This is a genomic window from Paenibacillus sp. J22R232 (assembly GCF_056269165.1).
Genome location: NZ_JBWDNK010000002.1, coordinates 637,612 through 663,489, shown reverse-complemented (window position 1 = coordinate 663,489; position 25,878 = coordinate 637,612). Strand labels below are relative to the sequence as shown.

22 protein-coding genes are annotated in these 25,878 nt (G+C 51.3%); 6 read left to right on the top strand and 16 right to left on the bottom strand.

The window, feature by feature from the left end; all coding sequences use genetic code 11:
• Window positions 1–122: 122 nt before the first annotated feature.
• From AC0YN3_RS09245 to yicI, 3 genes are all read right to left on the bottom strand, one after another.
• The gene (locus AC0YN3_RS09245; RefSeq protein WP_475774795.1) at window positions 123–1,145 is read right to left on the bottom strand and encodes a Gfo/Idh/MocA family protein; all 1,023 of its coding nucleotides are present in this window, start codon (window positions 1,143–1,145) and stop codon (window positions 123–125) included.
• A 31-nt stretch (window positions 1,146–1,176) separates the two neighbouring features.
• Window positions 1,177–1,947, bottom strand: a complete 771-nt coding sequence (locus tag AC0YN3_RS09240; RefSeq protein ID WP_475774794.1) for a sugar phosphate isomerase/epimerase family protein — start codon at window positions 1,945–1,947, stop codon at window positions 1,177–1,179.
• A gap of 206 nt (window positions 1,948–2,153) precedes the next feature.
• A complete protein-coding gene (gene yicI / locus AC0YN3_RS09235; protein WP_475774793.1) occupies window positions 2,154–4,475 on the bottom strand; it encodes an alpha-xylosidase in 2,322 nt (773 codons plus the stop codon).
• A 171-nt stretch (window positions 4,476–4,646) separates the two neighbouring features.
• Here yicI and AC0YN3_RS09230 point away from each other — a divergent pair, with 171 nt between their 5' ends.
• From AC0YN3_RS09230 to AC0YN3_RS09220, 3 genes are all read left to right on the top strand, one after another.
• Window positions 4,647–5,558 (top strand): AraC family transcriptional regulator, encoded by a 912-nt coding sequence (locus tag AC0YN3_RS09230; protein ID WP_475774792.1) that lies wholly within the window; start codon window positions 4,647–4,649, stop codon window positions 5,556–5,558.
• Between the two features lie 141 nt (window positions 5,559–5,699).
• Window positions 5,700–5,927, top strand: a complete 228-nt coding sequence (locus AC0YN3_RS09225; protein ID WP_138754710.1) for a 3-dehydroquinate dehydratase — start codon at window positions 5,700–5,702, stop codon at window positions 5,925–5,927.
• A 559-nt stretch (window positions 5,928–6,486) separates the two neighbouring features.
• Window positions 6,487–7,386 carry an ArsR/SmtB family transcription factor gene (locus AC0YN3_RS09220; protein WP_475774791.1) on the top strand — a complete coding sequence of 300 codons (900 nt, stop codon included), beginning with the start codon at window positions 6,487–6,489 and terminating at the stop codon, window positions 7,384–7,386.
• A 3-nt stretch (window positions 7,387–7,389) separates the two neighbouring features.
• Here AC0YN3_RS09220 and AC0YN3_RS09215 read toward each other — a convergent pair whose 3' ends face one another.
• The 9 genes from AC0YN3_RS09215 to AC0YN3_RS09175 form a co-directional block, all read right to left on the bottom strand.
• Window positions 7,390–9,030: a response regulator gene (locus tag AC0YN3_RS09215; protein ID WP_475774790.1), complete on the bottom strand. Its 1,641-nt coding sequence runs from the start codon at window positions 9,028–9,030 to the stop codon at window positions 7,390–7,392.
• A complete protein-coding gene (locus AC0YN3_RS09210) occupies window positions 9,023–10,846 on the bottom strand; it encodes a cache domain-containing sensor histidine kinase (protein ID WP_475774789.1) in 1,824 nt (607 codons plus the stop codon). Before AC0YN3_RS09210 ends, AC0YN3_RS09215 begins: the two co-directional genes overlap by 8 nt.
• Window positions 10,847–10,856: 10 nt before the next feature.
• Window positions 10,857–12,161, bottom strand: a complete 1,305-nt coding sequence (locus AC0YN3_RS09205; protein ID WP_475774788.1) for an ABC transporter substrate-binding protein — start codon at window positions 12,159–12,161, stop codon at window positions 10,857–10,859.
• 36 nt (window positions 12,162–12,197) lie between these two features.
• Complete coding sequence (locus tag AC0YN3_RS09200; RefSeq protein ID WP_475774787.1) at window positions 12,198–13,871, bottom strand: family 43 glycosylhydrolase; 1,674 nt, start codon at window positions 13,869–13,871, stop codon at window positions 12,198–12,200.
• A 179-nt stretch (window positions 13,872–14,050) separates the two neighbouring features.
• Window positions 14,051–14,884, bottom strand: a complete 834-nt coding sequence (locus tag AC0YN3_RS09195; protein ID WP_475774786.1) for a carbohydrate ABC transporter permease — start codon at window positions 14,882–14,884, stop codon at window positions 14,051–14,053.
• Window positions 14,885–15,781: a carbohydrate ABC transporter permease gene (locus AC0YN3_RS09190; protein ID WP_475774785.1), complete on the bottom strand. Its 897-nt coding sequence runs from the start codon at window positions 15,779–15,781 to the stop codon at window positions 14,885–14,887.
• Between the two features lie 114 nt (window positions 15,782–15,895).
• Window positions 15,896–17,182: an ABC transporter substrate-binding protein gene (locus AC0YN3_RS09185; RefSeq protein WP_475774784.1), complete on the bottom strand. Its 1,287-nt coding sequence runs from the start codon at window positions 17,180–17,182 to the stop codon at window positions 15,896–15,898.
• 216 nt (window positions 17,183–17,398) lie between these two features.
• Complete coding sequence (locus tag AC0YN3_RS09180; RefSeq protein WP_475774783.1) at window positions 17,399–18,088, bottom strand: hypothetical protein; 690 nt, start codon at window positions 18,086–18,088, stop codon at window positions 17,399–17,401.
• 109 nt (window positions 18,089–18,197) lie between these two features.
• On the bottom strand, window positions 18,198–19,484 hold the full coding sequence (locus tag AC0YN3_RS09175) for an MFS transporter (RefSeq protein WP_475774782.1): 1,287 nt from the start codon (window positions 19,482–19,484) through the stop codon (window positions 18,198–18,200).
• Between the two features lie 208 nt (window positions 19,485–19,692).
• Here AC0YN3_RS09175 and AC0YN3_RS09170 point away from each other — a divergent pair, with 208 nt between their 5' ends.
• Window positions 19,693–20,583: an ROK family protein gene (locus AC0YN3_RS09170; protein ID WP_475774781.1), complete on the top strand. Its 891-nt coding sequence runs from the start codon at window positions 19,693–19,695 to the stop codon at window positions 20,581–20,583.
• Between the two features lie 52 nt (window positions 20,584–20,635).
• On the opposite strand, the gene AC0YN3_RS09165 is transcribed toward AC0YN3_RS09170, so the two are convergent.
• The 3 genes from AC0YN3_RS09165 to rbsK form a co-directional block, all read right to left on the bottom strand.
• Window positions 20,636–21,199: a TetR-like C-terminal domain-containing protein gene (locus AC0YN3_RS09165; protein WP_475774780.1), complete on the bottom strand. Its 564-nt coding sequence runs from the start codon at window positions 21,197–21,199 to the stop codon at window positions 20,636–20,638.
• A 22-nt stretch (window positions 21,200–21,221) separates the two neighbouring features.
• Complete coding sequence (locus AC0YN3_RS09160; protein WP_475774779.1) at window positions 21,222–21,932, bottom strand: MBL fold metallo-hydrolase; 711 nt, start codon at window positions 21,930–21,932, stop codon at window positions 21,222–21,224.
• A 78-nt stretch (window positions 21,933–22,010) separates the two neighbouring features.
• Window positions 22,011–22,937 carry a ribokinase gene (gene rbsK, locus AC0YN3_RS09155; protein WP_475774778.1) on the bottom strand — a complete coding sequence of 309 codons (927 nt, stop codon included), beginning with the start codon at window positions 22,935–22,937 and terminating at the stop codon, window positions 22,011–22,013.
• Window positions 22,938–23,016: 79 nt separating this feature from the next.
• On the opposite strand from rbsK, the gene AC0YN3_RS09150 reads away from it, so the two are divergent.
• Entirely contained in the window at window positions 23,017–23,559 is a 543-nt protein-coding gene (locus tag AC0YN3_RS09150) for a hypothetical protein (protein WP_475774777.1), read from the top strand.
• A 35-nt stretch (window positions 23,560–23,594) separates the two neighbouring features.
• Here the strand turns inward: AC0YN3_RS09150 and AC0YN3_RS09145 are convergent, their stop codons facing one another.
• Window positions 23,595–24,875 (bottom strand): adenylosuccinate synthase, encoded by a 1,281-nt coding sequence (locus AC0YN3_RS09145; protein WP_475774776.1) that lies wholly within the window; start codon window positions 24,873–24,875, stop codon window positions 23,595–23,597.
• Window positions 24,876–24,985: 110 nt separating this feature from the next.
• Here AC0YN3_RS09145 and AC0YN3_RS09140 point away from each other — a divergent pair, with 110 nt between their 5' ends.
• Entirely contained in the window at window positions 24,986–25,873 is an 888-nt protein-coding gene (locus AC0YN3_RS09140; RefSeq protein ID WP_475774775.1) for a LysR family transcriptional regulator, read from the top strand.
• The last annotated feature ends 5 nt before the right edge of the window (window positions 25,874–25,878 follow it).

Sequence of the window (25,878 nt, the reverse complement as noted above, 5' to 3'; positions counted from 1 at the left end):
GTTACGGCTGTTTTCTCTTTTTTCCAATTTAACACATACTATTCTACAATGCAAGATAGTGTTCAAAAAAGAATACCTCCGGCGGTTTGGCCGTTGCCAACTTGCCGGAGGTATTCCGCTAATTAGTTTACGCTAATGAATTTGCCTGTAGCTTGCGATTCGAAAGCACACAGAATAACTTTCAAGGAAGCACGGCCATCTTCGCCGCTAACAGCAGGTGTCGTATTCGTAAGGATGCTCTCAAGGAAAGCATTGACTACGCCGCTTGTTTCTTGCTTATCGTTAGTGGAGATCGCTCCAACCTTATGCTTCTCAATCGTGCCGTTGCGAAGCTCAACGATAACTTGATCATCATGATGCGTACCGATTTTCATGACGCCGTTCTCGCACCATAGAATCGTGCTGTTGTCCTCGCCTTTGTAGTAAGTCCAGCTAGCCACAAGCGTGCCGATTGCGCCGCTCTTCATGCGAAGCAAGCAAGAAGCGTTATCGTCAACCTCAGTGTCTTTTTTGTCCAGCGTGCCTACAAAGCCAGCAACCTCTGACACTTCATCATCGAGCATCCAGCGAATGAGATCGGATTTATGAACGCCTAAATCGCCCATAGCGCCCATGATCGCTTCAGGTTTGCGGAAGAACCAGCTCTCTGCACCGTCAATACTCCAAGCATCGGGTCCCGGGTGACCGAACGATGTGCGGAATGTGAGTACTTTGCCAAGAATGCCTGATTTCAAAACTTGCTTAGCCTTAACATGCGGCGGCATGAAGCGTTGGTTATGGCCAACCATCAGGTGGACGCCGTTTTTCTTAGCCGCTTCGATCATCGCTTCTGCTTCTTCGTCTGTTACGGCCATTGGCTTCTCTACCAGCACGTGTGCGCCAGCGTTAGCCGCTGTAATGGACATCGAAGCATGCAGCGCGTTCGGCGTACATACGCTTACCGCATCCGGCTTGATCTCTGCCAGCATCGTTTCATAATCCGTGAATGCTTTGCCGCCATGGAGATTAGCGAAATGCTCTGCGCGCTCGATGATCGGATCAACGAAAGCGACTAGCTCAACGTTATCATGAGCCGCATATTCCGGAACGTGACGGTATTTCGAGATGGAACCGCAACCTATAACTGCTACGCGTACTTTAGACATTAAATTTTTCCCCTATCCATTCTAAGTTAGATTATTGGTTTAAAAAGTTTTTTTTCATCCATTCCATGCTTTCCGCAACAGCTTCAAGCGGCGGGTTCGCGCAAGTGTCCTGCTCCACGATCAACCATTCTACCGAAGCCTTCGAAGCCGCTTCAATAATGTCCAGCAGCGGCAAGTCGCCTCTGCCAAGCTCTACGGTATCGATTTGCTGGCCCTTTTCGCCTGCGCGGAAATCTTTCAAATGCAGAAGCGGCAAGCGTCCTGCGTACTTCGCAATGTAAGCAAGCGGATCAACGCCGGAATATTGCACCCAGCCAATATCCATTTCAACTTTCAGGTACTGCGCATCGATGCGCTCATACATTGCATCAAACACGATTTGACCGTCAATTTCCACTTCGAATTCAAAATCATGGTTATGGTAAGCGAAAGAAATGCCCGCTTCACGGAAACGCTTTCCATACTCTTCGAATTTGACGAGATGGTTGCGCCATGCGTCTGTATCGCGTGAATCGGCTGGAAGCCATGGACAGATCGCATATTTAGCTCCAATGGTTTGAAGATAAGCGATTTCTTCGTCAAGTTGGCTTTCTAGAAGATGCAAGCCAATATGGCTTCCGATTGCTTTCAGGTTCAATTCTTGCAGCAAATCACGCATAGCTTCAGCCTTGATATCTCCGTAGCCTGCGAATTCGACGCCTTCGTAGCCCATAGCCGCAACCTGGCGAAGCGTGCCTTCGAAATCCTGTGCCGTAGCATCCCGTACCGTGTACAACTGCAAACCAACATTCATTCGTGTCATGTGAGCCGCACTCCCTCGTATCTATTATTTTGATGTATTTGATTTTGCTTTCCGACTTTCATTATATCGGCAGTGGCATGTGAAAAACAGCTGTTTTATTAACATTTTCTTATGCGATTTTGGTAAATGCTCGTCTTTCTCCCGAATAAAGAGGAGCAGCCCCCTCAAGTCCGTTAAAGACTGTGAAAGAGCTGCTGCTTGTATCGTTAGATATGAATGGTAAACGCCAATTGGTTTGGTCCGGAAGCCAGCTTCAGAACGCTGCCATCCACTTCACCCGTAACGCCGTCTACCGTAACGATTGAACCAAGGCCCTTCAGCGCGAACGAGAAAGGTTTGCCGCTGCCGTCGACTTGAACGGAAATCGCATTCCCTTGGCGGCTAGCCGTAACCGTTAATGCTGTTGCTCCTTTTACGTCGCGAACAATCGTTGCTGCCGTTTTTCCATCCTCCAGATTATGAAGCTCCAGCGATACGCCGTCTGCATAGTCATAGTCGGGACGGACATCGTTAGCGCCAAGCGCGATGATCGAATTCGGACGAACGAATAGCGGCAGGCTGAAGAAATCATGTTTCTCCTTGCGCCACGAACCGCCGTCTACGATCTCCCCGGATAGCAGATGCGTCCATTTGCCAGCTGGCAAATAATATGTGACCTTGCCTTGCTCATTAAAGATCGGAGCCACCAGCAAGGAGTCGCCAAGCATATATTGACGATCAAGAACCTCGGTAGTCGGATCCTCAGGGAATTCCAGCACCATTGCGCGCATGGAAGGCAAGCCTAGCTCCGTTGCTTGTACAGCCGTATTGAACAGATAAGGCATAATGCGGCATTTCAGCTTCGTAAAGAAACGGGTAACGTCCACGGCTTCCGTGTCATAAGCCCAAGGCACTCGGTACGATTTGCTTCCGTGAAGGCGGCTGTGGCTGGACAGCAAGCCGAACGCTAGCCAACGCTTGAATACATGCTCAGGAGCCGTATTCTCGAAACCGCCAATGTCATGGCTCCAGAATCCGAAACCTGATATGCCGAGCGACAATCCGCCGCGCAGGCTTTCCGCCATGGATTCATAATCCGCATAGCAGTCTCCGCCCCAGTGAACGGGAAACTTTTGTCCGCCAGCCGTAGCTGAACGGGCGAACAAAGCAGCTTCGTTTTTGCCAAGCTTTTCTTCAAGCACTTCAAATACCACTTTGTTGTAGAGCTGTGTATAGTAGTTGTGCATTTTCATCGGATCGGATCCGTCGAAATAAGCGACGTCAGTCGGGATTCGCTCGCCGAAGTCTGTTTTGAAGCTGTCAACGCCCATGTCGACAAGCTCGCGCAGGTAGCTGGCATACCATTCGCATGCGGCTGGATTCGTGAAGTCAACGAGTGCCATGCCCGGCTGCCATAGATCCCACTGCCATACGTCACCGTTTGGTTTCTTCACTAAATAGCCGTTTGCCTTGCCCTCTGCGAACAAACGGGAGCGCTGCGCGATATATGGATTGATCCATACGCAGATTTTCAGCCCTTTTTCTTTCAAGCGCGACAGCATGCCGACAGGATCCGGGAAGACGCGCTCATCCCATTTGAAATCCGTCCAGTGGAATTCACGCATCCAGAAGCAGTCAAAATGGAAGACATGCAGCGGCAAATCACGTTCCGCCATTCCATCTACGAATGAGTTAACGGTTGCTTCATCATAGTTGGTCGTGAAGGAAGTCGTTAGCCACAGGCCAAACGTCCAAGCTGGCGGAAGGGACGGCTTGCCCGTCAAATCCGTGTATTTGCCAAGTACTTCCTTCATGCTTGGGCCATCGATAATGAAATATTCAAGTGACTCGCCAGCCACGCTGAACTGCACTTTTTTTACCTTCTCCGATGCGATCTCAAACGATACAAGCTCCGGATGATTGACAAATACGCCATAGCCTTTGTTCGTAATGTAGAAAGGTACGTTTTTGTACGATTGCTCGGAGCTTGTGCCTCCGTCTTTGTTCCATAGATCAACGACTTGCCCGTTTCTTACGAATGGCGTAAAGCGTTCGCCAAGGCCGTATACCCATTCGCCTACGCCGACGTCAAGCTCTTCGCGCATAAAGGTATTGCCGTTGTCTTCTTTAATATATGCCATCGATTTCTGCGTGCTGCCCGTAATGCGCTCGCCGTCGCGGTAGAAATCGACTGCCCATACCGGACCTTTGCGAATGTGAACGCTCAGGCTGCCGCTTGTTAGCACGGCTTCTTCGTCATTTTCTTCAATAACAACATGGTTTCCCGTCTGCGAGGAAAGCTCGAATACCGGTCCGCTCTCTGTCACGCCGGCATGATGCACGAGCTTTACGCCGATAATGCCTGGAAGCGGCGAATGGAAATGGACCGTTAACAGCATCGTATCCAGCATATTGGAGCGTGTTACGATTGGCTGCGGAGAAGCGTAAGCCGTCAGCTTTCCTTCATTTTGCTCGAAATCATGTACTTGTACGGCTCCCAATACTTTGTATTCATCACGAATGAGCCAGTTACCGTCTGTAAATTTCATGGACTGAACCAACCTTCCTGTTTGTTTTATTTGCATTCCTACATAATTGCATTATACTGATTATGAATCGAACTAATCTAACAGAATAATGCTCAACTATAGCACTATTTTGACGAAATGCCTCTACTTAGGCCATCGCACCCTTTACGAACACAGGAGGCCGTTTCCAAAATGGATCAAACCACGCGCCATTCATTAAAGGAAGACCGTCTGCATGGCGACAACATGTTCCCGCTTGCCGCTTACTGGATCGAACATGGCGAGCCTGGCGTTCCCGTCCTGGATTGCCACTGGCATGCAGAGGCTGAATTCTTCTATGTGCTTGAAGGGGAAGTGCTGTTTCAGGTAGATACCGATTATTTTCCCGTTCGAGCCGGCGAGGCCGTTTTTATTGACGGCGGAGATATTCATGCCGGACATGCGCTTGGTGACAAGGCCTGCTCCTTCTGCGCGATCGTCTTCGACACCCATTTGCTGTCAAGCGCAAGCTATGACGCCGTGCAAGAGCAATACATTTCGCCGCTTCAGGACAAGAAACGCACGTTTCCTAGACATATTCAGCCCCATACCAAATGGGAAACCGCGCTGCTTCGCCATTTGCACAGCATCATGGACATTTGCGAGACGCCGTCAAGAGGTCTTGAAACAGCCGTCAAAGGCCACTTCTACTTAATGCTTCATGAAATTGCGGCAGAAGGACGCTTCTGCAACCGGAGCGAAACAAGCACGTCCGACACAACCAAAATCGACAGGCTGAAGAAAGCCATTGTTTATATGCAGCAAAATTTCCACAGGCCGGTCCGCATCGTCGAAATCGCCGATCAGATTCCGATGAGCGAGGGTCAATTCTGCCGCTTCTTCAAAACAATGACGAGACAGACGCCTATCGAATACTTAAATGCTTATCGGATCAGGCAAGCGGCCGACCTGCTGCTTCGTCCCGAGCTTAAAGTATCGGCTGTAGCGCTCGATGTTGGCTTCGATCATATTAGCTACTTCGTTAAAGTATTTCGCAAAATGATGAAATGTACACCTTCTCAGTTTCGCAAAAAGCAGCTGGAGGCATCGGAACGGCGGGTTTGACCGCCAAAATGCGAGCAATATAAGGCGTTTTGCCCAAAAGTTACAGCATTGTAACCAAATACTCACCGAATTTTAAGAATTATTTAATAATTGTAAGTTACACTAATAAAAAAAATCCTTCGCGGGATGGAGGTCCTTACTATGAAAACCATGCTGATGTTCCAAAATAAAACGATACCCGTCTATTTGACCGATACAAATAAACAAGCCATCGAAAAACTTTCCACCGTTCTGAACCGCAAGCTGACTACGGGGAAAAACGCGCTGAAAACCTGTCTCAAATCACTCATAAGCGTAGAGATCGTAGGCAGCGAGGCGACGCTTCATTCCTATTTCGAACGCGATACGCTGACCATTTCACTTTATTAATCCAGGCCGCTCATGCTTCGACGAGCTTTCGCCGTCCAATATAAGAGATCGACGTATACTGTGTATAGTTGCAATTCGTTGTAAATAGGGGCTGTCTCCAAAGTCATAATTGACTTAGGGACGCCTCTTCTTCATTTTGCAAAACAAAAAAACGTTTCTTGAAAAATGGAAGTGCGACTCACCGTTTTGGACAGCAGAAATAGTGATGCAGGGATATCCATTTTTTTGAATTTGATCTGCTGCTGCACCTTTCAGCAAATGATGGTAAACGGAGCATGTAAATGATTCTGGAGAAGCGTCAGCGGTCGTTTTTGTGAAGGGATTCCAACCATTACTTATTGATTCAAAGGAATCCCTGAGCAATGGCGATCGGAAGAACATTTAAATGTGCAGTATATGTGCAGTTTGTCCTTTAGCCTAAATAACAATAGGTATATTGTATCGGTATACGGAACATTTTAATGATTCTAAAGAAGCCTCAGCAATCGTAAACTTTAAAGTTGTATGATTAACCTCAAAGTTATATAATAACAAAAGCACATAATACGAGGAGCGAGTTATGAACATCGAGGTTAATAGCAGCAATTTAAAATTTCTTGAATGCTTTTCTTCGGATACGCGAATAAAGATTATTGAATTACTGAACATCAAGCCGATGAATATTAAGGATCTGGCAGAAGCGCTTGGCATTTCATCCGCCATCGTAACCAAACATATCCAGAAGCTAGAAGAAGCTACTATTATAACGACGGAGAGCGTGCCCAGCACGCGTGGCCGGCAAAAAATATGCCACCTGACGCTTGAATCGGCAACGCTGCAATTTCGGGTAAAAGAACAAGCCGATCAGAACCGCTACGCGGTATCCATTCCAATCGGCCAGTATTCCTCCTATGAGGTAAAGCCGACCTGCGGCCTTTCTTCGGATACCAAAATCATCGGCATGGTCGACGATCCGCGTTACTTCTCGGATCCTGAGCATGTAAAGGCTTGCCATCTTTGGTTTGGCAGCGGCTATATCGAATACCGCATCCCTAATTATTTAGTCGGGAAGCAGCGGATTCGGAGCATTTCCATCTCGCTCGAAATCTGCTCGGAAGCTCCCCACTACAACGAGAATTGGCCGTCCGATCTTTCCTTCTATTTGAATGACGTCTGTCTTGGCACTTGGACCTGTCCCGGTGACTTCGGCGCTGTCAAAGGCGTATATACTCCCGCTTGGTGGGATCTTGGCACGCAGCACGGCTTGCTCAAGCAAATAACCATCGATGCCGAAGGCTCCTATATCGATGGCATCCGCATGTCTGCCAAAAGCGTAGAAGACTTGGCGGTTGCCCTTAACGAGGATATCCGCTTCCGCATCTGCGCACCTGAAACGGCTACCCATAGCGGGGGATTAAGCATGTTCGGCAAGCAGTTCGGCAACTATGACCAAGACATACAGGTGTACGTGGCCTATTGATTCTTATTGACTGTTCGGGTTAGCTCCGGCTTGCAGCTGATCGCGGTACAGTTTAGGCGACATTCCTGTTTCATTTTTAAACACGCGGTTAAAGTGGCGGATATTGGCGAAGCCGGTATGCTCTGCGATAGCCGCTATTTTTTGATCGGTTTGAGCCATTCTCCGCTTCGCTTCATGTATCCGTACTTCCGTTAACCGCTCGATAAACGATTTGCCCATCCGCTGCTTGAATAAGGTACTGAAATAAGCCGCATTCAAATATACGGCATCGGCCACTTCTTTGAGCGTCAATGCGTTCGCATAGTTCTGCTCAATGTATCGAATCGACTTTTCAATCGGGTCACGCTCGGGCTGCGCGACGTTCTCTGCGATACATCCCGCCAACCGGACGAGCAAGAACGAACACTCCTCTGTCAGCTCCTCGCGTGAGGAAATGGAGCAAATGTGAAACAGCACGGCTTTTATATCCTTGCTGCCCAGCCATTCCTTTGTCATTCCCAGCTTCCCCGCCGTTTCGTAATAATGAAGCAGAAGCTTGCAAAGCTGCTGGTGAACCACTTCCGGCGAATGGGCTTTGCTGCACAACTCGCTTACAAATGCGTGTACGGCCTCTGCCACCTGAGCCTGCTTCCCTTTGTGGACGGCTTGCTCCAGCAGCTCCCAAGACGATGAGCTTAAATCGCTATACAAACGGTCGTCCCGGGCGAGCTCGCCGTAAGCGATTACCTTATCCCCGCCAATAATAAGACGATGGAGCAGCGCAATCTCTGCTTCGTTATAAGACCCTGCAATCGCTTTAAAGCCTTCGACAGCTTGACCGATGCCGACTGTCACCGTAATGTTCGACAGAGATGTCATTTGCCTGCGAATGCTCTCGCCTATTTCCCTTATGTCAACCATCGACTGCTCGCGGTCGGGAATATTGATCAGCGCTGCCACTTCTGTCTCCGACATGACGAAGCAGTAGCCGTTTACCCGCCTGCTCAGTACCTCCTGCACGAGCTGCTGGATATACAACTGGAATAAAGAAGGGTCGGCACGGTTGTAACGTTCGCTGCCGATCGAGCTTTTGTCCAGCTTAATGACCATGCAAGCAAAGTAGCGATGCTGAAAAACGATACCGATCGAACGAAGCAGCTCCAAGTCGGCATCGTTCACGCTTCCTCTGAGCAGAGCCGTAATCAGATGCTCGCTGACATGCTGTCTGATCCGGTGCTCCTCGCGATGCGATTTGACGGCGATAGCCGGATCTGCTTGGCGGCGCTGTTCCGCAACAACCTTCTCCCGCAGCTGGCTAAGCACCTTCCCCAGCTCCTCGCGCTCGATCGGCTTCATCAGATAGTCCATTGCGCCTTGCCTCATCGATTGTTGGATATATATAAAATCATCAAAGCCGCTTATGACAACGCATAGCAGGTCTCTGAATCTCTCGCGCAGCAGCTGCTGCAGCTGTATGCCGTTCATGCGGGGCATGCGTATATCCGTTAGAACCGCATCAGGCAGCAGCTCTTCTACCAATTGCAGCGCTTCATAGCCATCGCGTGCTTCACCGACGACCTCCCATTGCGGATCAAGCTCGGCAATCATTTTGCGCAGCCCTTTTCGAAAAATGGATTCATCGTCGACGATTACGATTCTAGGCATGGATATCCTCCCTCCCTTTATGCAACCCTTCATGAACAGCCGGCAGCGTCAATACAACCTTCATGCCTTGGTAAGGCATGCTCTCTAGGCTTAAGCCGTATAACTCGCCGTAATGAAGAACAATTCTGCGATGCACGTTCAACAGTCCATTTCCGCTGCTCCCGCCAAGATCCTTCGAATATTGCAATCTGCGCCGAATTGCACCAAGCTTCTCTTCGGTCATGCCTATGCCATCATCCTCAATGACGATTCGCAGCAGCCCTTCGCCCATCCGGCAGGATAACGAAATGATTCCGCTGCCGATCCCCTGGTCGATTCCATGATTAATCGCGTTCTCTACGATGGGTTGAATGATTAGCGGTATCACCTTGCAGGCCAATGCTGCTTCTCCGCAATCTAGACGAAAATCAATTCGATCCTCGTAGCGCATTTTTTGAATCGTCATATAACCCCTCACATGATCCAGCTCGTCTTTCAAGCTCACGCGTTCCTTCTGGCCGTTCAAGCTGTAGCGCAGCAGCCTGCTTAAATTGTTCGTCATTTTGACGACCTCTTGGTTGCCCTCTACCTCTGCATACATACTGATCGAGCCAAGCGTGTTGTATAGAAAATGCGGATTGATCTTGCTTTGAAGGGCGGCTATCTGAGCATCCTTCTCGCGTATTTCCGTTTCATACAGCAAATAGCCCAGCTCGCTCAGCTTCGAGACCATCGTATTGAACGCTTTGCCCAAATGCCCCACCTCATCCCATTGCTTGACCGGGAACGATACGAGCAAATCGCCATGCTCTACCTTGCGCATCAGCTTGATTAGCCCGCGCAGCGGCTTTGTAATCTGGAAAGCCAGAAAGACCGACATAAGCATAGCAAGACCTACGCATGCGATTCCGAGCAGCATAATGGAATTGCGAATGAGGAAACTGTCCTTCATCAGCTCGGCTACCGGAACGATGCCGATTGTTTTCCAATCGGTTACGGAGGACGTTACATAGGAAACAAGCTGCCTCTCGCCATTCACAGCCGCATGGGTTACGCCTTCGCGCTGTCCGTTCTGCAGCAGCGACGAGATAGCCGCAATAGGCTGCGCATGCTCCTTGCCCGCGACTAGGCCTCCGTTTTGATCGGCAATATAAATCGCATCCCGATTCCCAAGCGTAACCTGGGACAGAATCTGGTGGATAACCGATGGCGCGACATCGATTACGATATAACCGAGTTTTTTTCCGCTGTCGAAGCTGCGCAGCTCCCTTGCTATAGAGAAGACAGGGAAAACCGTTCCGCTCGTCGACTGAATATTATGGGTTGCGATAAAAGTGGATTGCCCGTTGCTCATCTGCTCATTTTTGAGCCACTGCGCATTCTCGTCCAGCTTATAGGTGGTTACATATTGACTCTCGGGCAGCACGACATAGGAAGCGCCGCTTTCGCCAAACAAAGAAACGCCGACAATATCAATCCGGCCGTTCAGAAAAACCTGCGAAACGAACCCGTTGAGCTGCTTAATCTCCTCGAGCGTCAAAGCCTGCCCATGGTCGCGCTTGCTCTCCAGGAACGCAATGATAGGCTCATATTGATAGGGCATGAGCGTCAAGCGGTCCAGCTCCGCCATGTACGTATCGAGGTTTAACGTGAGCTGCTTCATCGTCTGCTGCTGATAATCGCCGACCTTCTGCTCCAGCGTAGCCGCGAATCTGCTAAAGGCGAAATAGCCCATAATGCTGAGCGGTAGCATGACAAGTATAAAGTTGATGAGAATAAGCTTTCTTGCAAGCTCCTGGTTTTTGAACCATCCGATCATGCTGCTGATCCGCTTCATGGCTGTCCCCTTATTTCTTCAGCTCGATGTTAACCCGTTTTGCGGCATTCTCCAGCGTTTGCTCTGGCGTTTGCTGCGAATAATTCATCTTTTCGAATTCTTGGATGAGTATTTCAACGATAGACCACTGCCTGACATGGCGCGGCCAATACGCAACGTAATTGGCCGTTGCCGCATAAGCGCTGCGGTATTTCAAGCCGTTGAACGGCTCGCTCGCCACAACCTTTGTCATGCTTGGCACATGCCCCGCTTCCGCCCACATTGCCCCGTGCTCTACGCACCATTTGGCAAAAATCAGCGCCGCTTTCTTCTTCTCGCCGGTCATGCCATGCTTCGTAGGAATCGCGATCGTATGCGAATCCCCCCATACCGCGGCATGGTCGTACAAAACCGGCATCGGAATAACGCCGAAATCCAGTCCCGGCGCTTTCTCGAACGCACCCGTTCCCCACATTCCCGTAATAAGCACCGCTGCCTTGCCATCATAGAACAGCTTGAACGAATCGTTAATATTAGGCGGGATAAGCTCTTCCTTATACAGCTGGTTCATATAATCCAACGCTTTCAGCGCTTTAGCATTGTTGAACACGGCTTCGGTAAGCTCTTCGTTGTAGAAAGCGCCTCCGCCCTCTAGCTGATTATAAAGCGACCACCACAGCCAGACGGAATCGATCCGCGTGCTTGGCTGGGCTAAGGGGGCCGCATCCGGCGGGATACTCGCTTTCAATTGCTTCAAGAATGCATGAAAGGCATCCGCGCCGCCGCTCATAATCGGCATATCGTTTCCATCCAGCAAGCCTGCTTGCCGCAGGTAGCTCTTGTTGTAATACATGACCAACGCATGCGTATCCAGCGGCACCGCGTATGGGTTGCCGTCATATACGATCGATTCGAGTATATTGGCATTGAAGCCCTTCCAATCCAGCCCAGCCTGGAGAGCAGGCTCCGTCAGCTTCTCGATGTAGCCGTTCTGAACGAATTGAGGCAAGCTCGTCTGATGCAATATGGCCAAATCGGGCGCGCTCCCAGACATAATGGCCGTCCTCAGCCTGGAATAATAATCATCCAGCCGTGTGTTCATCTGAACAACCTCAATCGACGGGTTCTCCTTATTGAACTGGTTGACCATCTCCGTCATGAACTGATTGTCCCCGCCGCTGAACGGTGTCCAGAATTCAAGTTTCACTGCGGCTGTCCCTGCTGCGCCTTGCGGCTGTTCCTCGACATCCTTGGAGGCGCAGCCGGCCAAAGCCGCGAGGAGAAGCATCATAATCATACAAATCAGACATGACGATCCTCTTCTTTGAATAAACATCGCTTAGCCTCCGTTTTCGTTCAGCTTTTCGTTCGTTTAATGATTATGGCGGACAAGATCCAAACAGTCGATTTCCAGCCGGTCCGTCGCTTTCCCAAGGACAAGAGAGTTCGGTGAAGCGCCTAGCTTAACGGTTGCTTCTACCTCGACGAATTCATCACGCCCGGCTGCTTGGACCGTCAGTCTCTCAGCGCGGTCTCCATTAACAGACAGCTCAATCTGTTGCGCGCCTTCTGTTTTGTTTTTCAAGCTCAGCCGTATGGTATAGGATCCTTTCACGGGCACCCTTATATTCTCGAATTTTACCGCTTCCTTTACTCCAGGCAAAACTTGAACAGAGCGTCCACCCGAGCTCAGCGAGCTTTCCGCTAATTCGCTCTCTGGCGAGAGCTGTGCGTATTCCGCTTCGAAACGCGGAATTTCGATCGCTGACACGGCGCTAACCGCTCCTCCTCCTTTAATATCTACATGGTTCAGCCCTCCTGTCAGCATCAGCTCCGTGTAGGCATAGCCTGTTTCGTTTGGCTGTGTAGGCGGCAGTGCCAGCTCCGAACCAGCCTGTCCTGCTGCGCCAATCTGAACGCGCAAATCTTGCTCGCTTTCATTCGTATAATGAATGAGGAAAGGCGCTATTGCCGTCGTTGCAGCGTGTATCCCGTCAAAAGTAAGTTTGTCCGCTCCTTCAGAGCGCGCATGCTTTGTTTGAATGATGCCGTCGCCTGCGGGCACCTCAATCGCGGCGTCAAGCGCTAGCGGGGCACCGAATGAAGGAATGCCGTCCGTTCCCCACTCGATACGCTGCGCCCGGGCTTTGCGGTTGTTCCAGCCATCGGACTGCAGGGAGGTAGCATGGTAAACGATCCAGTCCTCCGTCCCGTCCTGCGATTGGGCAAAGGTGTTATGCCCCGGGCCGTAGACGCCTGCTTCGTCATCCATTTGCATCAGCGGTTCCTTCGTTTTCCGCCAGCTGGAGGCATCTAACGGATCTCCTCCTGGCTCGAGGGCCAGCAGGCCTATGCTGTAGAAAGGCGTCCAGCTTCCTGCTCCGGAATAGGCGATAAACAGCCGATCGTTTTTTTTCAAAATCGCTTGCCCTTCATTAATAAACGGCGGGCCTCCCGCTTTCTCCCAATCCAAATCAGGCTCGCTTAGCAGCACGCGGGGGCCGCTGATCGTATAAGGATTGCTCATAGGCGCAATATACGTATTCTGCTGAATATTCTGGTCGCCCTCCCAGCCTGACCAGACGAAATAAAGCCCGCCATCGTGCTCCAGCGCAAGGCCGTCGATGGCCCATTTGTTGGTCGAATCCGTTACTTGTCCCTTAAAAGCATAGGTGCCCATCGGATCATCCGTTTCCGCTTCCAACGCATACATGCGGTGATTCGCGTTGTCTCCGTTATCGGCTGCGTAATAAATATAGTATTTGCCTTGTATATATTGAATTTCCGGCGCCCAAAGATTGGCTGAATGCATCGTGTCGACTGGCGGATACCATACCACCTTTCGCTCTGCATGGCGAAAATCAAGCGTGCGTGATTTCATGACCATAATATCCGCCCCATTATGCGTAAAGGTCATATAATAATAACCGTCTTTGTGCAAAATGCTCGGATCCGGCGTATCCATCTCAGCCAGCGTATTTTTGAACGTTCCGCCATGACCATTATAAGCGCCGTCCGACGAAGTGTCATGTCGCGATTGATTCATGATTAATACCCCCAATATAAGTAGGCTCGCAGCTGCAATAATCATAACAGCTAACGGCATCCGCCATCTATTCCTTATCATGTTATCCCTCCGCCTTTATGCGCTAATGTGCAGAAAGAGACCTTTGGGGTCTCTTTTTTGCAGCGTCTACGTTAACTCTATTAATCTCGTGCACCTTATTATTTCACGGCTGATTGCGTTATTGCCTTCACGAAGGAACGCTGGCCAAGGATGAATACGATGACGACTGGCAGCGTCGCAATCGTCGTCATGGCCATCAGCTTGCCGTAGCTTTGCGTGTAGCTGCCTGTTGCCATCATGGCAATGCCGGCCGTGATCGTTCGCATCTCCGGAGAAGTCGTCGCATATAGCGGCCAAACGAAATCATTGTAGATGCCCATGAAGGTGAAGATCGCCAGCGTCACCATAATGGATACCGCTGATGGCAGCAGGATGCGGGCATAAATTTGCCATTTATTCGCGCCGTCAATGCGCGCCGCTTCTTCTATTTCTCTCGGGAAGGAGGAGAAAAATTGATAGAGCAGGAACACGCCGAACGCGCCTGCCGTCGCAGGCAGAATAAGCGCAGGATACGTATTGATCAAATGAAGCGCATTGAACTCCATATACATGGGAAGAAAGGTCAATACGCCAGGAATCATGAGCGATGCGATAAACAGGGACAGCATGATTCGGCGAAGTGGCAGGTCCTGCAATCTAGCTAGCGCGTAAGCCGCCATCGAATCGATAATGAGCACGATAACCGTACCGATTACGCCAACCGATAAGGAATTGATGATCCAGCGGATAATGGGCACGTTCATAAGCTCGCCGTTGATGCCTTGCACGAAGTTGTCGACCGTTGGCTTAAGCGGGAAAAAATTCATTTTGCCGGACAAAGCCTCAAAGTCGTTCTTAAAGGAAGTCGAGATCATCCAAACGAGCGGCAGCAGGAAAAATACCGCAATGATTACGGCCAGCAGCGTGACCCATAGCTTTCTCGTATTCACCATCTAAGCCTCTCCTTTCCGGCCGCTCGTCAGCTTGAACTGAACGATTGAAATAACAATAATGATTAGCGCCATGACGATAGCCATCGCGGAGGCTGCGCCGACTTCCTTGCGTAGGAAAGCCTGATCGAGCACGTTAATGAGCAAAACCTTCGTCGTGTCTCCCGGTCCGCCGCGGGTGAGCAGGAAAGGCTGAGCATAGATATTAAAGGAAGCAATCGTCGACGTAATCATAATAAACAGCATAACGGGACGAATCGACGGCAGCGTGATTTTCGTGAATTTATGCCAGGCGTTCGCTCCGTCGATCGAAGCGGCCTCATAATAATCCTCCGGAACTTCATTGAGCGCATTGATGAAAATAATCATATTAAAGCCAATCGTCCACCAAAGGGTAGTAAGAATAAGTGAAATCCAGGCCCATGGCGTATCCGTCAGCCAAGGTATGCCCGTTATGCCGAGCTTGGCGAGCATGCTGTTCAGAAAACCTGCGTTCGTGTCAAACATCATCAGCCAAATGACCGCCATAACAGAAGCGGAAAGCGCATAAGGCAGGAAATAAAAGGTACGGAACAAGCCGCGAATTCTAGCGGGAAGCGCATTAACGAGCATTGCGAGCGCCAAGCCGACTATGATGAGCAGCGGCACGGAAAATAACACGAATTGAGCGGTCACCCATAAGCCTCTAAAGAAAATATCGTTAATGTAAGTGCCTGGCGTAAAAATGGTGATATAGTTAGCGAGCCCAACAAATTCGTAATCCTTGGACAACAGCTCGAAATTATGCAGACTGATGTAGATGCCGTACAAGATGGGAAATAGCAGAAAGATACTGAATGCGGCCAGATAAGGCAATATGAACAAAAAGGAAGTCAAACGTGACGTTAATGTCGTTTTCAACCGGAGTCCCCCCTAACGCTTTTGCGAATTTTCTATCTCCTGCACACACAGCCTTAGAGGCTGGGAACGGACTCTGCGATCCCCAGCCTCCGCGCTGCATCTCCTAAGCTGCAATTATTTCTTTAGCGCCTGCTGAGATTTGGCGACTGCATCGTCCAGCGCTTTCTGAGCATCCTTTTTGCCTAGCAGCGCATTGTTAAGCTCGCCCCAGATCGGCTCGGAAACCGTGCCCCAGTTCAAAACATTCGGTGCGAATTGAACGTAAGGGAATGCGGAGGCTACGCTGCTTTGGAATTCAAGGGCTTTGAACGCATCGCTCTCAAGCATCGGCTTGGAGGCAAGCGCTTGGCCCGATTCCGCCCAATCCATCGAATTCGTCGATACGTATTTCAAAAAGTCGCCTATGCCTGCCGTCATTTTCTCGTCGGTCACGCTTTTCGGAACGACAAAGCCGTGCGAGCCCGCGAACACAGCCTGCTTCGCTTTGCCGATTTGCGGTACTGGCGCTACGCCAAAGTTCAGGCCTGCTTCCTCGAACTGGGATTTCATCCACGGCCCGTTAAACTGAATCGCGTTTTTGCCTTGAAGGAATAGCGTATTCTCGCCGTCCTGCTGCACGTTTGCCGGAGAAACGCCGCTGTCGACCATCCCGCGCAGCCACTGTACCATCTCAACCGCTTCCGGCGTGTTGTATGCGACATCCGTTCCGTTCCAAAGCTCTCCGCCATTCTGCCAGACAAGAGTCGGGAATATGAATTGCTGCGGCCATAATGTCGGAACCGCATATCCGTAAACGCCTTTGCCTTTATCGGTCAGCTTCTGGACCGCATCGTCAAACTCCGTACGGTTTGTCGGTGCGGAAGCAATGCCGGCTTGCTCGAACAAATCTTTGTTGTAGTACATGACAAGGGGATGAATATCGAGCGGTATGGAATACCACTTGCCGTCGAGCGTCGAATAATCGGTTGCCGCCTCAGCAAAGTCCGCTTTGTTAATGCCAGCTCCGGCAGCAAGGTCGTCAATCGGTTGAAGCTGGTCCTTGCTCGCGTATGTCGGCACTTGGTCAACGTGCATAATCATCAGGTCCGGACTTTCCTTGCCCGTACTAAGCGCGACATCGAGCTGCTTGTAATATTCGCCGTTAGGCTGAATGACGAAATTGACTTTGTACTGATCCTGCGAGCCGTTATATTTATCTACGATCTTCTTCATGAACGGGCCGTCTGAGCCAGAGAATGGCGACCAAAACAAAATTTCCGTTTTTTTGCCGCTTCCCGAGCTTTTGCCATCGTCCGGCGCATTCTCTCCGCCGCTGTTGCCGCCGCTGCAGCCTGCAGCGATTAGCGCCGCGCCCGTAACCGTTAGAAGCAGCATGGAAAACTTATTGCGAGCTTTACTCATTTTTTTATCCCCCTAATGATGATGTTGGATAGACGCAGCGTCTTCCGTGTTTTCATCATAAACGGATCGAAAAGGCAAACATATGCCGCATTTATAGATGATATGGACATATTTTTGGATACCGCTGCAGCCGCTCCACGTCTCTAACGCAACAAAAAACGGCTAATCAGGAAATTTCCCGATTAGCCGTATTGCATATCCCGCTCTTTCGCTGCCCTAGCTTGCCGTCGCTGCCTGCCCCTCCTGCTGCTGGGGCTGTCTTCCGCCTCCGCCCCCGCCAAATCCGCCGGTACGAATCGCAATCGATTCCGCCTCCTGCGTATCATCCTTCAGCATCACGGATAAAATATCATCCGCTTTGAGGTCCGCAAGCGCCACCTCCGTCTCTACCATTTGCTCGTTCTCGAACGTAACGCTCGTAATCTTCGTCGTATCCGTCACCGTAATCGCAACGGTCTCGTCGGAGAACATCGCTCCCATGCCGCCCATTCGGCCGCCGCCTTCCGGACGATCGCCGTCTGCCGGCATTTCACCGTCCGCAGGCATTTCACCTCCAGCTGGAGGCTGCTGGCCTTCGCCTTCGGGAGGAGCGCCTTCGGCTCCGTCTCCCTGCGGCGGACCCCCTTGTCCCATTGCGGACTTGTAGAGGGTGATGGTTTGTCCGTCTACCGACTTGATTTTGCCCATCAAATCAGCCTGAGCGCCCATTTGGCCCATTCCTTGCCTACCCCCGCCTTGCTGCTGCGTTCCATCGCCGGCGCCAGCACCATTCTGCTGCACGTCTGCTTGAGCGTCTGCTTGAGCGTCTGCTTGTACCTCCGCTCCTGCCTGTTCCTCTTGCACGCCGCAGCCTGCCAATGCCGCTGCAATCACGACGGCGCTCAGCATCACTTTCCATTTGTTCATATCGTTCATCTCCTATGAATGTGGTCGACATTCCTTATGTCCATAACGAATTCTAGCATTCGATTATGAACGAGAGATGAACAAGAACTGAATGAAGGCTGAATATCATTTAACCTCTTCTCAGAAGCGGATTTCTTTTCCAGTTGCCCGATACGAACAAAAGCGTCCCGATCCAGCCGCAGATTGACGCGATAACCAGGAGCACCGTTAACGAAACGCTGCTCGAGAGCGTACCGCTCAGAATTGGCCCTATGCTGCCCCTGACACCGAATAGCATCAAATGCAGTCCGAATACCATCGCCTCTCGACCCGGAGCAAGCCGGAATACGAAGGCAAGAATGCCAATATCCCATATCGCTTCGCCGATGCCTTGAATCGCGTTGCCGGTAATGACCGCCGCGTACGTGCCCCAAAGCCCATACAACATCGGAACGATCGCATAGGCCGCAATGCCGCAGAGCAGCGTATACTTAATATGTATCCGGTCAATCATCCAGCCCGCAATGAGAAAGGTAAGCAGCAAAGCCGTATAATAGGCCACGCGGGCAAAGCCGATTTCGATATTGGAGAGCTCCAATACTTTCACCTGAATGATCTGGTACAGCGGATTGGCGAGCATATTCCCAAAGCCTGCAAATGTCGTAGCCGCGAGGAACACGCCTAGCGTTCGGTTCTCCTTAACGAGCTTCCATTGCTCCTTCAGCGGAAAGCGGCTCGTCTTTTGAAGCACGATCGGCGTTTGCTTCCGCTCTTGTACCGGTAATTTGATTTTATTGAATAACCCGATCGATAATAGTCCAATAACAGATGCCGCAATAAGCGGTCCCGAGGGGCCGAATGCATCCGACCAGCTGCCTACGAGCAGCGCAAGCGGAATCATGATGCCGCCCATTGCCACGCGCACGTATCCCATCAATCTTCCCCGCAGGTCGGAGGGATACATCTGTGAGATGAGCGCAGCGTACGCAGGGGATTGTATGCCCATCAGCAATTGGAACAACAACGCCGCAACGACGTAAACGGATGGATACGCAAAGATCGCAGGCAGGAGCAGCAGCATTCTCCCCACCGCATTCGGAATCATGACAAACGGCTTCGGATTGTTGGTTCTCTCGATCAAGGTTGCCCAGAAGGGCGAGAACAGCAAGCCGATGGCAGGAGCCGCGGCTAGCAGGCCAATCTCAAATCGGCTCGCCCCCTGCTGAATCGCAAACGCGATATAGAATTGATTCATCACGACATTGAACAAGCTGAATAAACAGGAGGCACCAAGGTCGATCCGGGCGTTCCGCCATACATTGCGGGTCATCGGCATTCCAAACTTCATGAAACGCGGGCTTGCTTTGGACTCTGACTTCATTTTTTCGGCAACCTTCTTCGCATATTGGTTAGTCACGCTGAGAGGACCCTTTGCTTAAGCAAAGGATCCTCTCTCTAGCCTTTCATTTGATTGGATATTACTACACTCCCCTACATTTGTACAGGGTAAAATAAGCATGGATAACAGGGCCTACAAACCTAGCGTTCTTCCTAATACGCGTGGAGTGTGGTAGACTTTTTCTCAGGCTAGCGCTGTATTTTCTTCAATCATAGGAGGGCATTTCGTGGGCATTGCAATTGGAATTGATATCGGCGGTACAAAAATAGCATTCGGGTTCGTAAACGAGCAAGGCGAAGTACTCGCGAAAGGCTCATTAAAAACGGATTTAACCGTTTCGCCATCAGAAATGCTGGGAAGAGTAGCGGATGCGGTAAAGCAGCTTGCGGAGCAGCAAAAATTATCGCTTGAAGGCATAAAAGGCATTGGCGTAGGGGCTCCAGGGCCGCTCAACACGCAAAAAGGCGAGCTTACCTGTCCTCCGAATCTCAAAAGCTGGTGGGGTTTTCCGGTCGTGGAGGAGCTTAAGAAGCATCTTCCTTTTCCTATTAAAATGGAGAACGATGCAACCGCGGCGACGCTTGCGGAGAAGTGGATCGGCGCAGCAAAAGATTCGGAGCATTTCATATTCATCACGATAAGCACCGGAATCGGCGCAGGCATATTCATGCACGGCAAGCTCCTTACAGGCTCAACTGGCAATGCTGGCGATGCTGGCTTTATGCTCGTTGATCAAGCCGGTACCCCTTGGGAGAATGTGGCATCCGGAACGGCCGTTGCCCGCCAAGCGACCGAATTGCTGGGCCGCGAGGTTACCTCCAAGGAAGCCTTTGATCTGGCGGCAGAAGGCGATCCGCAAATGTCCGAGCTTGTGAATCGCGTATTCACGTCAATCGGGATGGGCTGCGTATCGCTCATTAACATACTCGACCCTAACAAAATCGTGATCGGCGGGGGCGTTTCCCAGGTTGGCGACCCGCTTTTCTCGGCTGTAAGGGATTACGTATCCAAAAACGCGCTCAATCCGTCCGGCAGAGAAGCGGCAATCGTTCCCGCGCTCCTGCAGCAGGATGCCGGCCTGATCGGTGCAGCCGCGCTCATTCAACAAGCCTATTAAACAATAGCCACAGCCCTGAACGAGGGGGCTGTGGCTATTTTCATTTTGGCCGCTAAAGCTGGCGAAGCCCGTTCAAATAAGTCTGAATGGCGATGCGCAAGCTTTCGTCGATGGCCTGCGGCATGCCGAAGCCGCCTTTCTGCTCAATCGAAGCGAAGCCGTGCAGAAAGCTGCGAAACCCTCGTACGATATGAATGGCCATGTCGCGGTCCAGCTTATAATAGCTTAGCTGATTCACGAGCCTATCAACAAGCTGCTGCGCGACAGCCATATATTCCTCGTCTTCCGCATCCGGCGATCGCAGCGTCAGCTCATATAACCCCGGTTCGGCTCTTGCAAAACGAATATAAGCGGATGCGATGGCATGAATGGCTTCATCGCCTGACTGCTCCTCCAACGACTCATCGATCGCGACGGTCAGCTTCTTCAGTCCCCAAATAGCAAGCTGAACCCGCAATCCCGGCAGCCCGTTCACATGATTGTATAAAGAAGGTGAACGTATGCCAAGCCTTTGCGCCAATGACGCAAGCGTAACCTCCTGCATGCCATGCTCATTGGCAATCGCGGCAGCCGTTTCCACTATTGTCGGCAAATCGAGCCCTCTTCTCGGTGACATCTCTGTTCTCCTCCTGCGGATTCTATTTGGCTAACGAACGCTCTGCCTCGGCAATTGCCTTCTCCATCCTTCCCAGCGGCCGGACGAGCATGTTACCGTGTCCTGCAGCCAGCAACGACGGGTTCAAATCCTTTAATCGGCGTGCTGACTCGAGGCTTGAACGCTTATCCCAGGTCGCCATAGCCGGAAAGGGGAATAGCAGCTTTATTTGTCCGGATACGGCCACGCCCGCACGGGTTTGAAAAGCGTCGCCGACAATGAGAATCCGGTTTCTCGTATCCATGAAAGCCATGGAACCAGGCGTATGGCCAGGTGCAGCCACCGCAAGGAGCGAGCCTATGCGGTCGCCATCCTCCAGCAATACATCGGGCTTAGTGAGTACCTTTGTGGGAACCCCGCCCTTGATAGGTCCGGTTGGTTCACCACTCTCGAGCGAACGGTCCCCTTTAAGCAGCTTTGCGTCCCTTCGGGAAATATACACCTCAGCCTTTGGGAGCAATGCCTTTAGTCCGTCGAGAGCACCGATATGATCATCATGGGCATGGGTTAGAACGATACGCGTGATTGGTTTGCCCAGCTTAACCGCTGCCTCCATAATGGCTTTTACGTTGCCGGGAAGCGCAGCATCGATTAACGTCAAGCTCGTATCTTCCTCCACCAAATAACAATTTACAGGAAAAACCTTCGGTAAATACGTTAGCTGGACCACCGTTTTCTCGCGCGTCATTCTCATGCCAAATGTCCCCCTCAAATAAACTAATGTTATTAGTTTTATAATAAACTAATACCATTAGTTATTGCAAGCCTATTTTTATTTCTCCCTTTGGCTCAGAAGAAATGCCTCGATATCCGCTTTCTTCGGTATCGAAGCTTGCGCGCCTTGCTTCGTAACGGCTAGCGCTGCAGCTGCCGCCGCGAAGGTTAACGCTTCCTTAGCCGGCAAGCCGTCTGCGCTTGCAGCCGCATATGCGCCAAAGAAGGTATCGCCTGCTGCCGTCGTATCGACCGGCTTAACCTTGAACGCTGGCACGGCGGCGGCTTGTCCTTGTTTATTCAAATAGAAGCAGCCCTTTGCTCCTAAAGTGATAATCACTTCCTCTACCCCTTTATCCAGTGCCCACTCGGCTGATGCTTTCGCAGAATGCTCATCATTGACTGCCAAGCCCGTAATGACCGCCGCCTCTGTTTCATTCATGATCAGTGTATGCAAGAGCGGAAAAACATGCTCAGGGACGGCATGCGCTGGGGCTGGGTTGTAGAACACACGTGCACCGCTGCTATGCGCGCTGCTCATAACGGCTAAATTCGTATCCCATGGAATCTCATTTTGCAGAAGAACTGCGAATATATCGCCCCAATTTCCAGCGCCATCCGCCGCATCCTTCGCCGTGAGCTGGCCGTTAGCCCCCGCCGTTAGCACAATATGGTTTTCACCTTCTTCATTAACGGTTATAATGGCGAAACCGGAGCTGCCCGGCTTGCGTAATATTTGTTCAGTGGCAATATCATCCTGCTGCAGCGCCGCAAGCAAAGCTGCAGCAAAAGAATCGTCGCCAACTGCGCCGACCATGCCGCAATCCGCACCGGCTCTCGCAGCCGCAACTGCCTGGTTCGCCCCCTTGCCGCCCGGAAAGAAGTCCGTTCTTACGCTGGCTATCGTTTCCCCCGGGAGCGGAAACTGACTAACGGTGCTGACAATATCCATGTTAATGCTACCCACTACAAGCAACTTGCCCATACACGAATTCATCCCCTTTTAAATGATCTAAATAATGGAATCCTGCTACACTATTTTAACAGAAGGAGATAGGAATAACATGATTACTGCTTTTATCATTGGATGCGAAATCGGCTTTTGGGTTTTCGTGCTTGCCGGCTTGGTATGCCGGTACGTTTTCCGCCTTAAGAAGCTTGGTAAGGTACTGCTCTACAGTACACCCCTTATTGATCTCGCTCTGGTCATCGCCACTGTTTATGATATGCGCGGCGGCGCGGAAGCCACCTTTGCCCATAGCTTGGCGGCCGTCTACATCGGCGTTTCCATCGCGTTCGGCCATCGCATGATCAGCTGGGCGGATGAGCGGTTCGCGCATCGATTCGCTAACGGGCCCGAGCCTGCCGGCAAGCCGAAATCCGGCAAAGCGCATGCGCGCTACGAGCGGATTGGCTGGCTCCGCCATCTGCTTGCTTTTTTAATCGGCGCCGTTATTCTGTACGGCATGATTCTGATGGTCGGTCATGAGGCACGAACGGAAACGTTGCAGGATACGCTGCGGTTATGGCTGCTCGTGCTCGGCATCGATTTTGCCATCAGCTTCAGCTATACGTTTTGGCCGCGTAAAGAAAAAGCAGCCTCCTGATTGCCAGGAAGCTGCTTTTTGCTATGACTTCCTGCTCAGCAGGTAATAAGCTGCTCGCGATTCGGACCCACGGACACGCTGCCTACCTTGACCCCGATGGATGCTTCTACGAAGCGAACATATTGCTGCGCTGCTTCCGGCAGCTCCTCGAAACGGCGCAATTGCGAAATGTCGCTCCGCCAGCCCGGAAGGCGCTGCAGGACTGGCATCGCTCCATGCAGCTTGGCCGTAACCGGAAAAGAATCCTTTATGATCTCGCCATCCAGCTCATAACCGGTACATACCGGGATTTCGTCTAAATAGCCGAGCACGTCGAGGTTTGTAAGCGCCACCTCCGTCGCGCCTTGCAGCATGCAGCCGTTGCGCGTCGCTACCGCATCGAACCATCCCATTCTGCGCGGCCTTCCGGTCAATGCACCGAATTCCCCGGCGTCTCCCCCCAGCCGCCTCAGCTGATCCGCTTCAGCACCATGCAGCTCGCTTACGAAGGGTCCTGCTCCTACGCAGCTGGAATACGCTTTGACAACCGCAATGATTCGTTTAATCGCATACGGCGGCAGTCCGGCTCCAACGGGTGCATATCCCGCCAACGTCGAGGACGAAGTGGAAAAAGGATAAATGCCATGGTCCGGATCACGAAGCGCACCGAGCTGTCCTTCCAATAGAATCGATTCTCCTTTTCGGAACGCGTCATGCAGCAGGCTGCTTGTGTCGCAAACAAACGGCAGCAGCTCATCTGCTTGGACTTTAAGGTGCGCGAGCAGCTCGCGTGCTTGGATGGGCTCCCGGTTGTAAAGCTGAACGAGGAGCACGTTTTTGGCTGCCAGCGATTGCTCAAGCCTCTGCAATAGACGCTCCTCGTCATAAAGATCCGCAACCTGTATGCCGAGCTTCGCGTATTTGTCCGAATAAAAAGGCGCAATCCCTCTTTTCGTTGAACCAAAGCTAGCCCCGCCAAGCCGTTCCTCCTCTAGCTCGTCAAACAAACGGTGGACGGGAAGCACGATTTGCGCACGATCCGATACCCGGATTCGCGGCTCGGGCACGCCTCTTGCAAGCAGCTCCTCCCTCTCACGGAGCAATACATCGATATCCAAAGCGGTGCCTGGGCCAATCACATTCGTTATATTTGGATAAAACACACCCGAAGGCAGCATATGAAGCGCAAATTTTCCGTAATCGTTTATGATGGTATGCCCCGCATTGCTGCCGCCTTGATACCTAACGACGAATGAAGAAGTTCCCGCGAGCGCATCCGTCATTTTGCCTTTTCCTTCATCTCCCCAGTTTGCCCCTACGATTGCCGTAACCGTCAAAGCTATCGCCTCCCGATCTTGTTATCACCCTACGCCGTTTATTATAATAAACATAACGTCATTAGAATAATTGATATAACTAATACAAGTCATTAGGTGGGATAATATATATGATCGTTAATATGGAGTGGTATCGGGTTTTTTACTGGACAGCCAAAACGGGCAGCCTGTCTCGCGCGGCAGAGCAGCTGTTTATTACGCAGCCTGCTGTCACGCATACCATTAAGCAGCTCGAGGCTAAGCTCGGCGGGCCGTTGTTTTTTCGAATGGCAAAGGGAGTTAAGCTCACGACAGAAGGCGAGGTGCTGTTTCGTTACATCGAGCAAGCATACCGGTTTATGGAGACAGGGGAGAAAATGCTTGCTGAAATGCAAAATTTGCAAAGCGGAGAGATCAGTATCGGCGCCAGCGATACGCTGTGCAAGCATTATTTGCTGCCTTACTTGGAGCGGTTCCACAAAGACTACCCCGGCATTCGCATCCGCGTAACGAATCGCACGACACCCGAGACGGTTTCGCTGCTGAAAGAAGGCAAAATCGATTTCGGCGTCGTGCATATGCCTGCTTCTGACAACCAGCTTGAATTCCGGGTCAGCGCGCCTCTGCAAGACGTTCTCGCCTGCGGGTCTGACTACGCAGCGCTTGGCGAATCCGTGCTGCAGCTGGGAGAGCTCTCCGAACATCCTCTGCTGCTGCTTGAAAAAAGCGCGGGCACCCGCCGCTATCTCGACGAGTATGCGAGATCAAACGGCGTAACATTGGCCCCTGAGCTCGAGCTAGGCAGCTTCGACCTGCTCGCCCAATTCGCGCGCAGCGGATTCGGCCTCGCCTTTCTTGTTCGAGAATACATACAGGAGGAGCTGGCCTCAGGAACGCTAATCGAAATTCCGCTGAACCCGGTCATCCCGGCACGAAGCATCGGCATCGCTACTTTGCGGGGCGTACCGCAACCCGCAGCCGCGAAACGGTTTCTGGAGCTGCTTCCTTTGATCACGTAGAACTT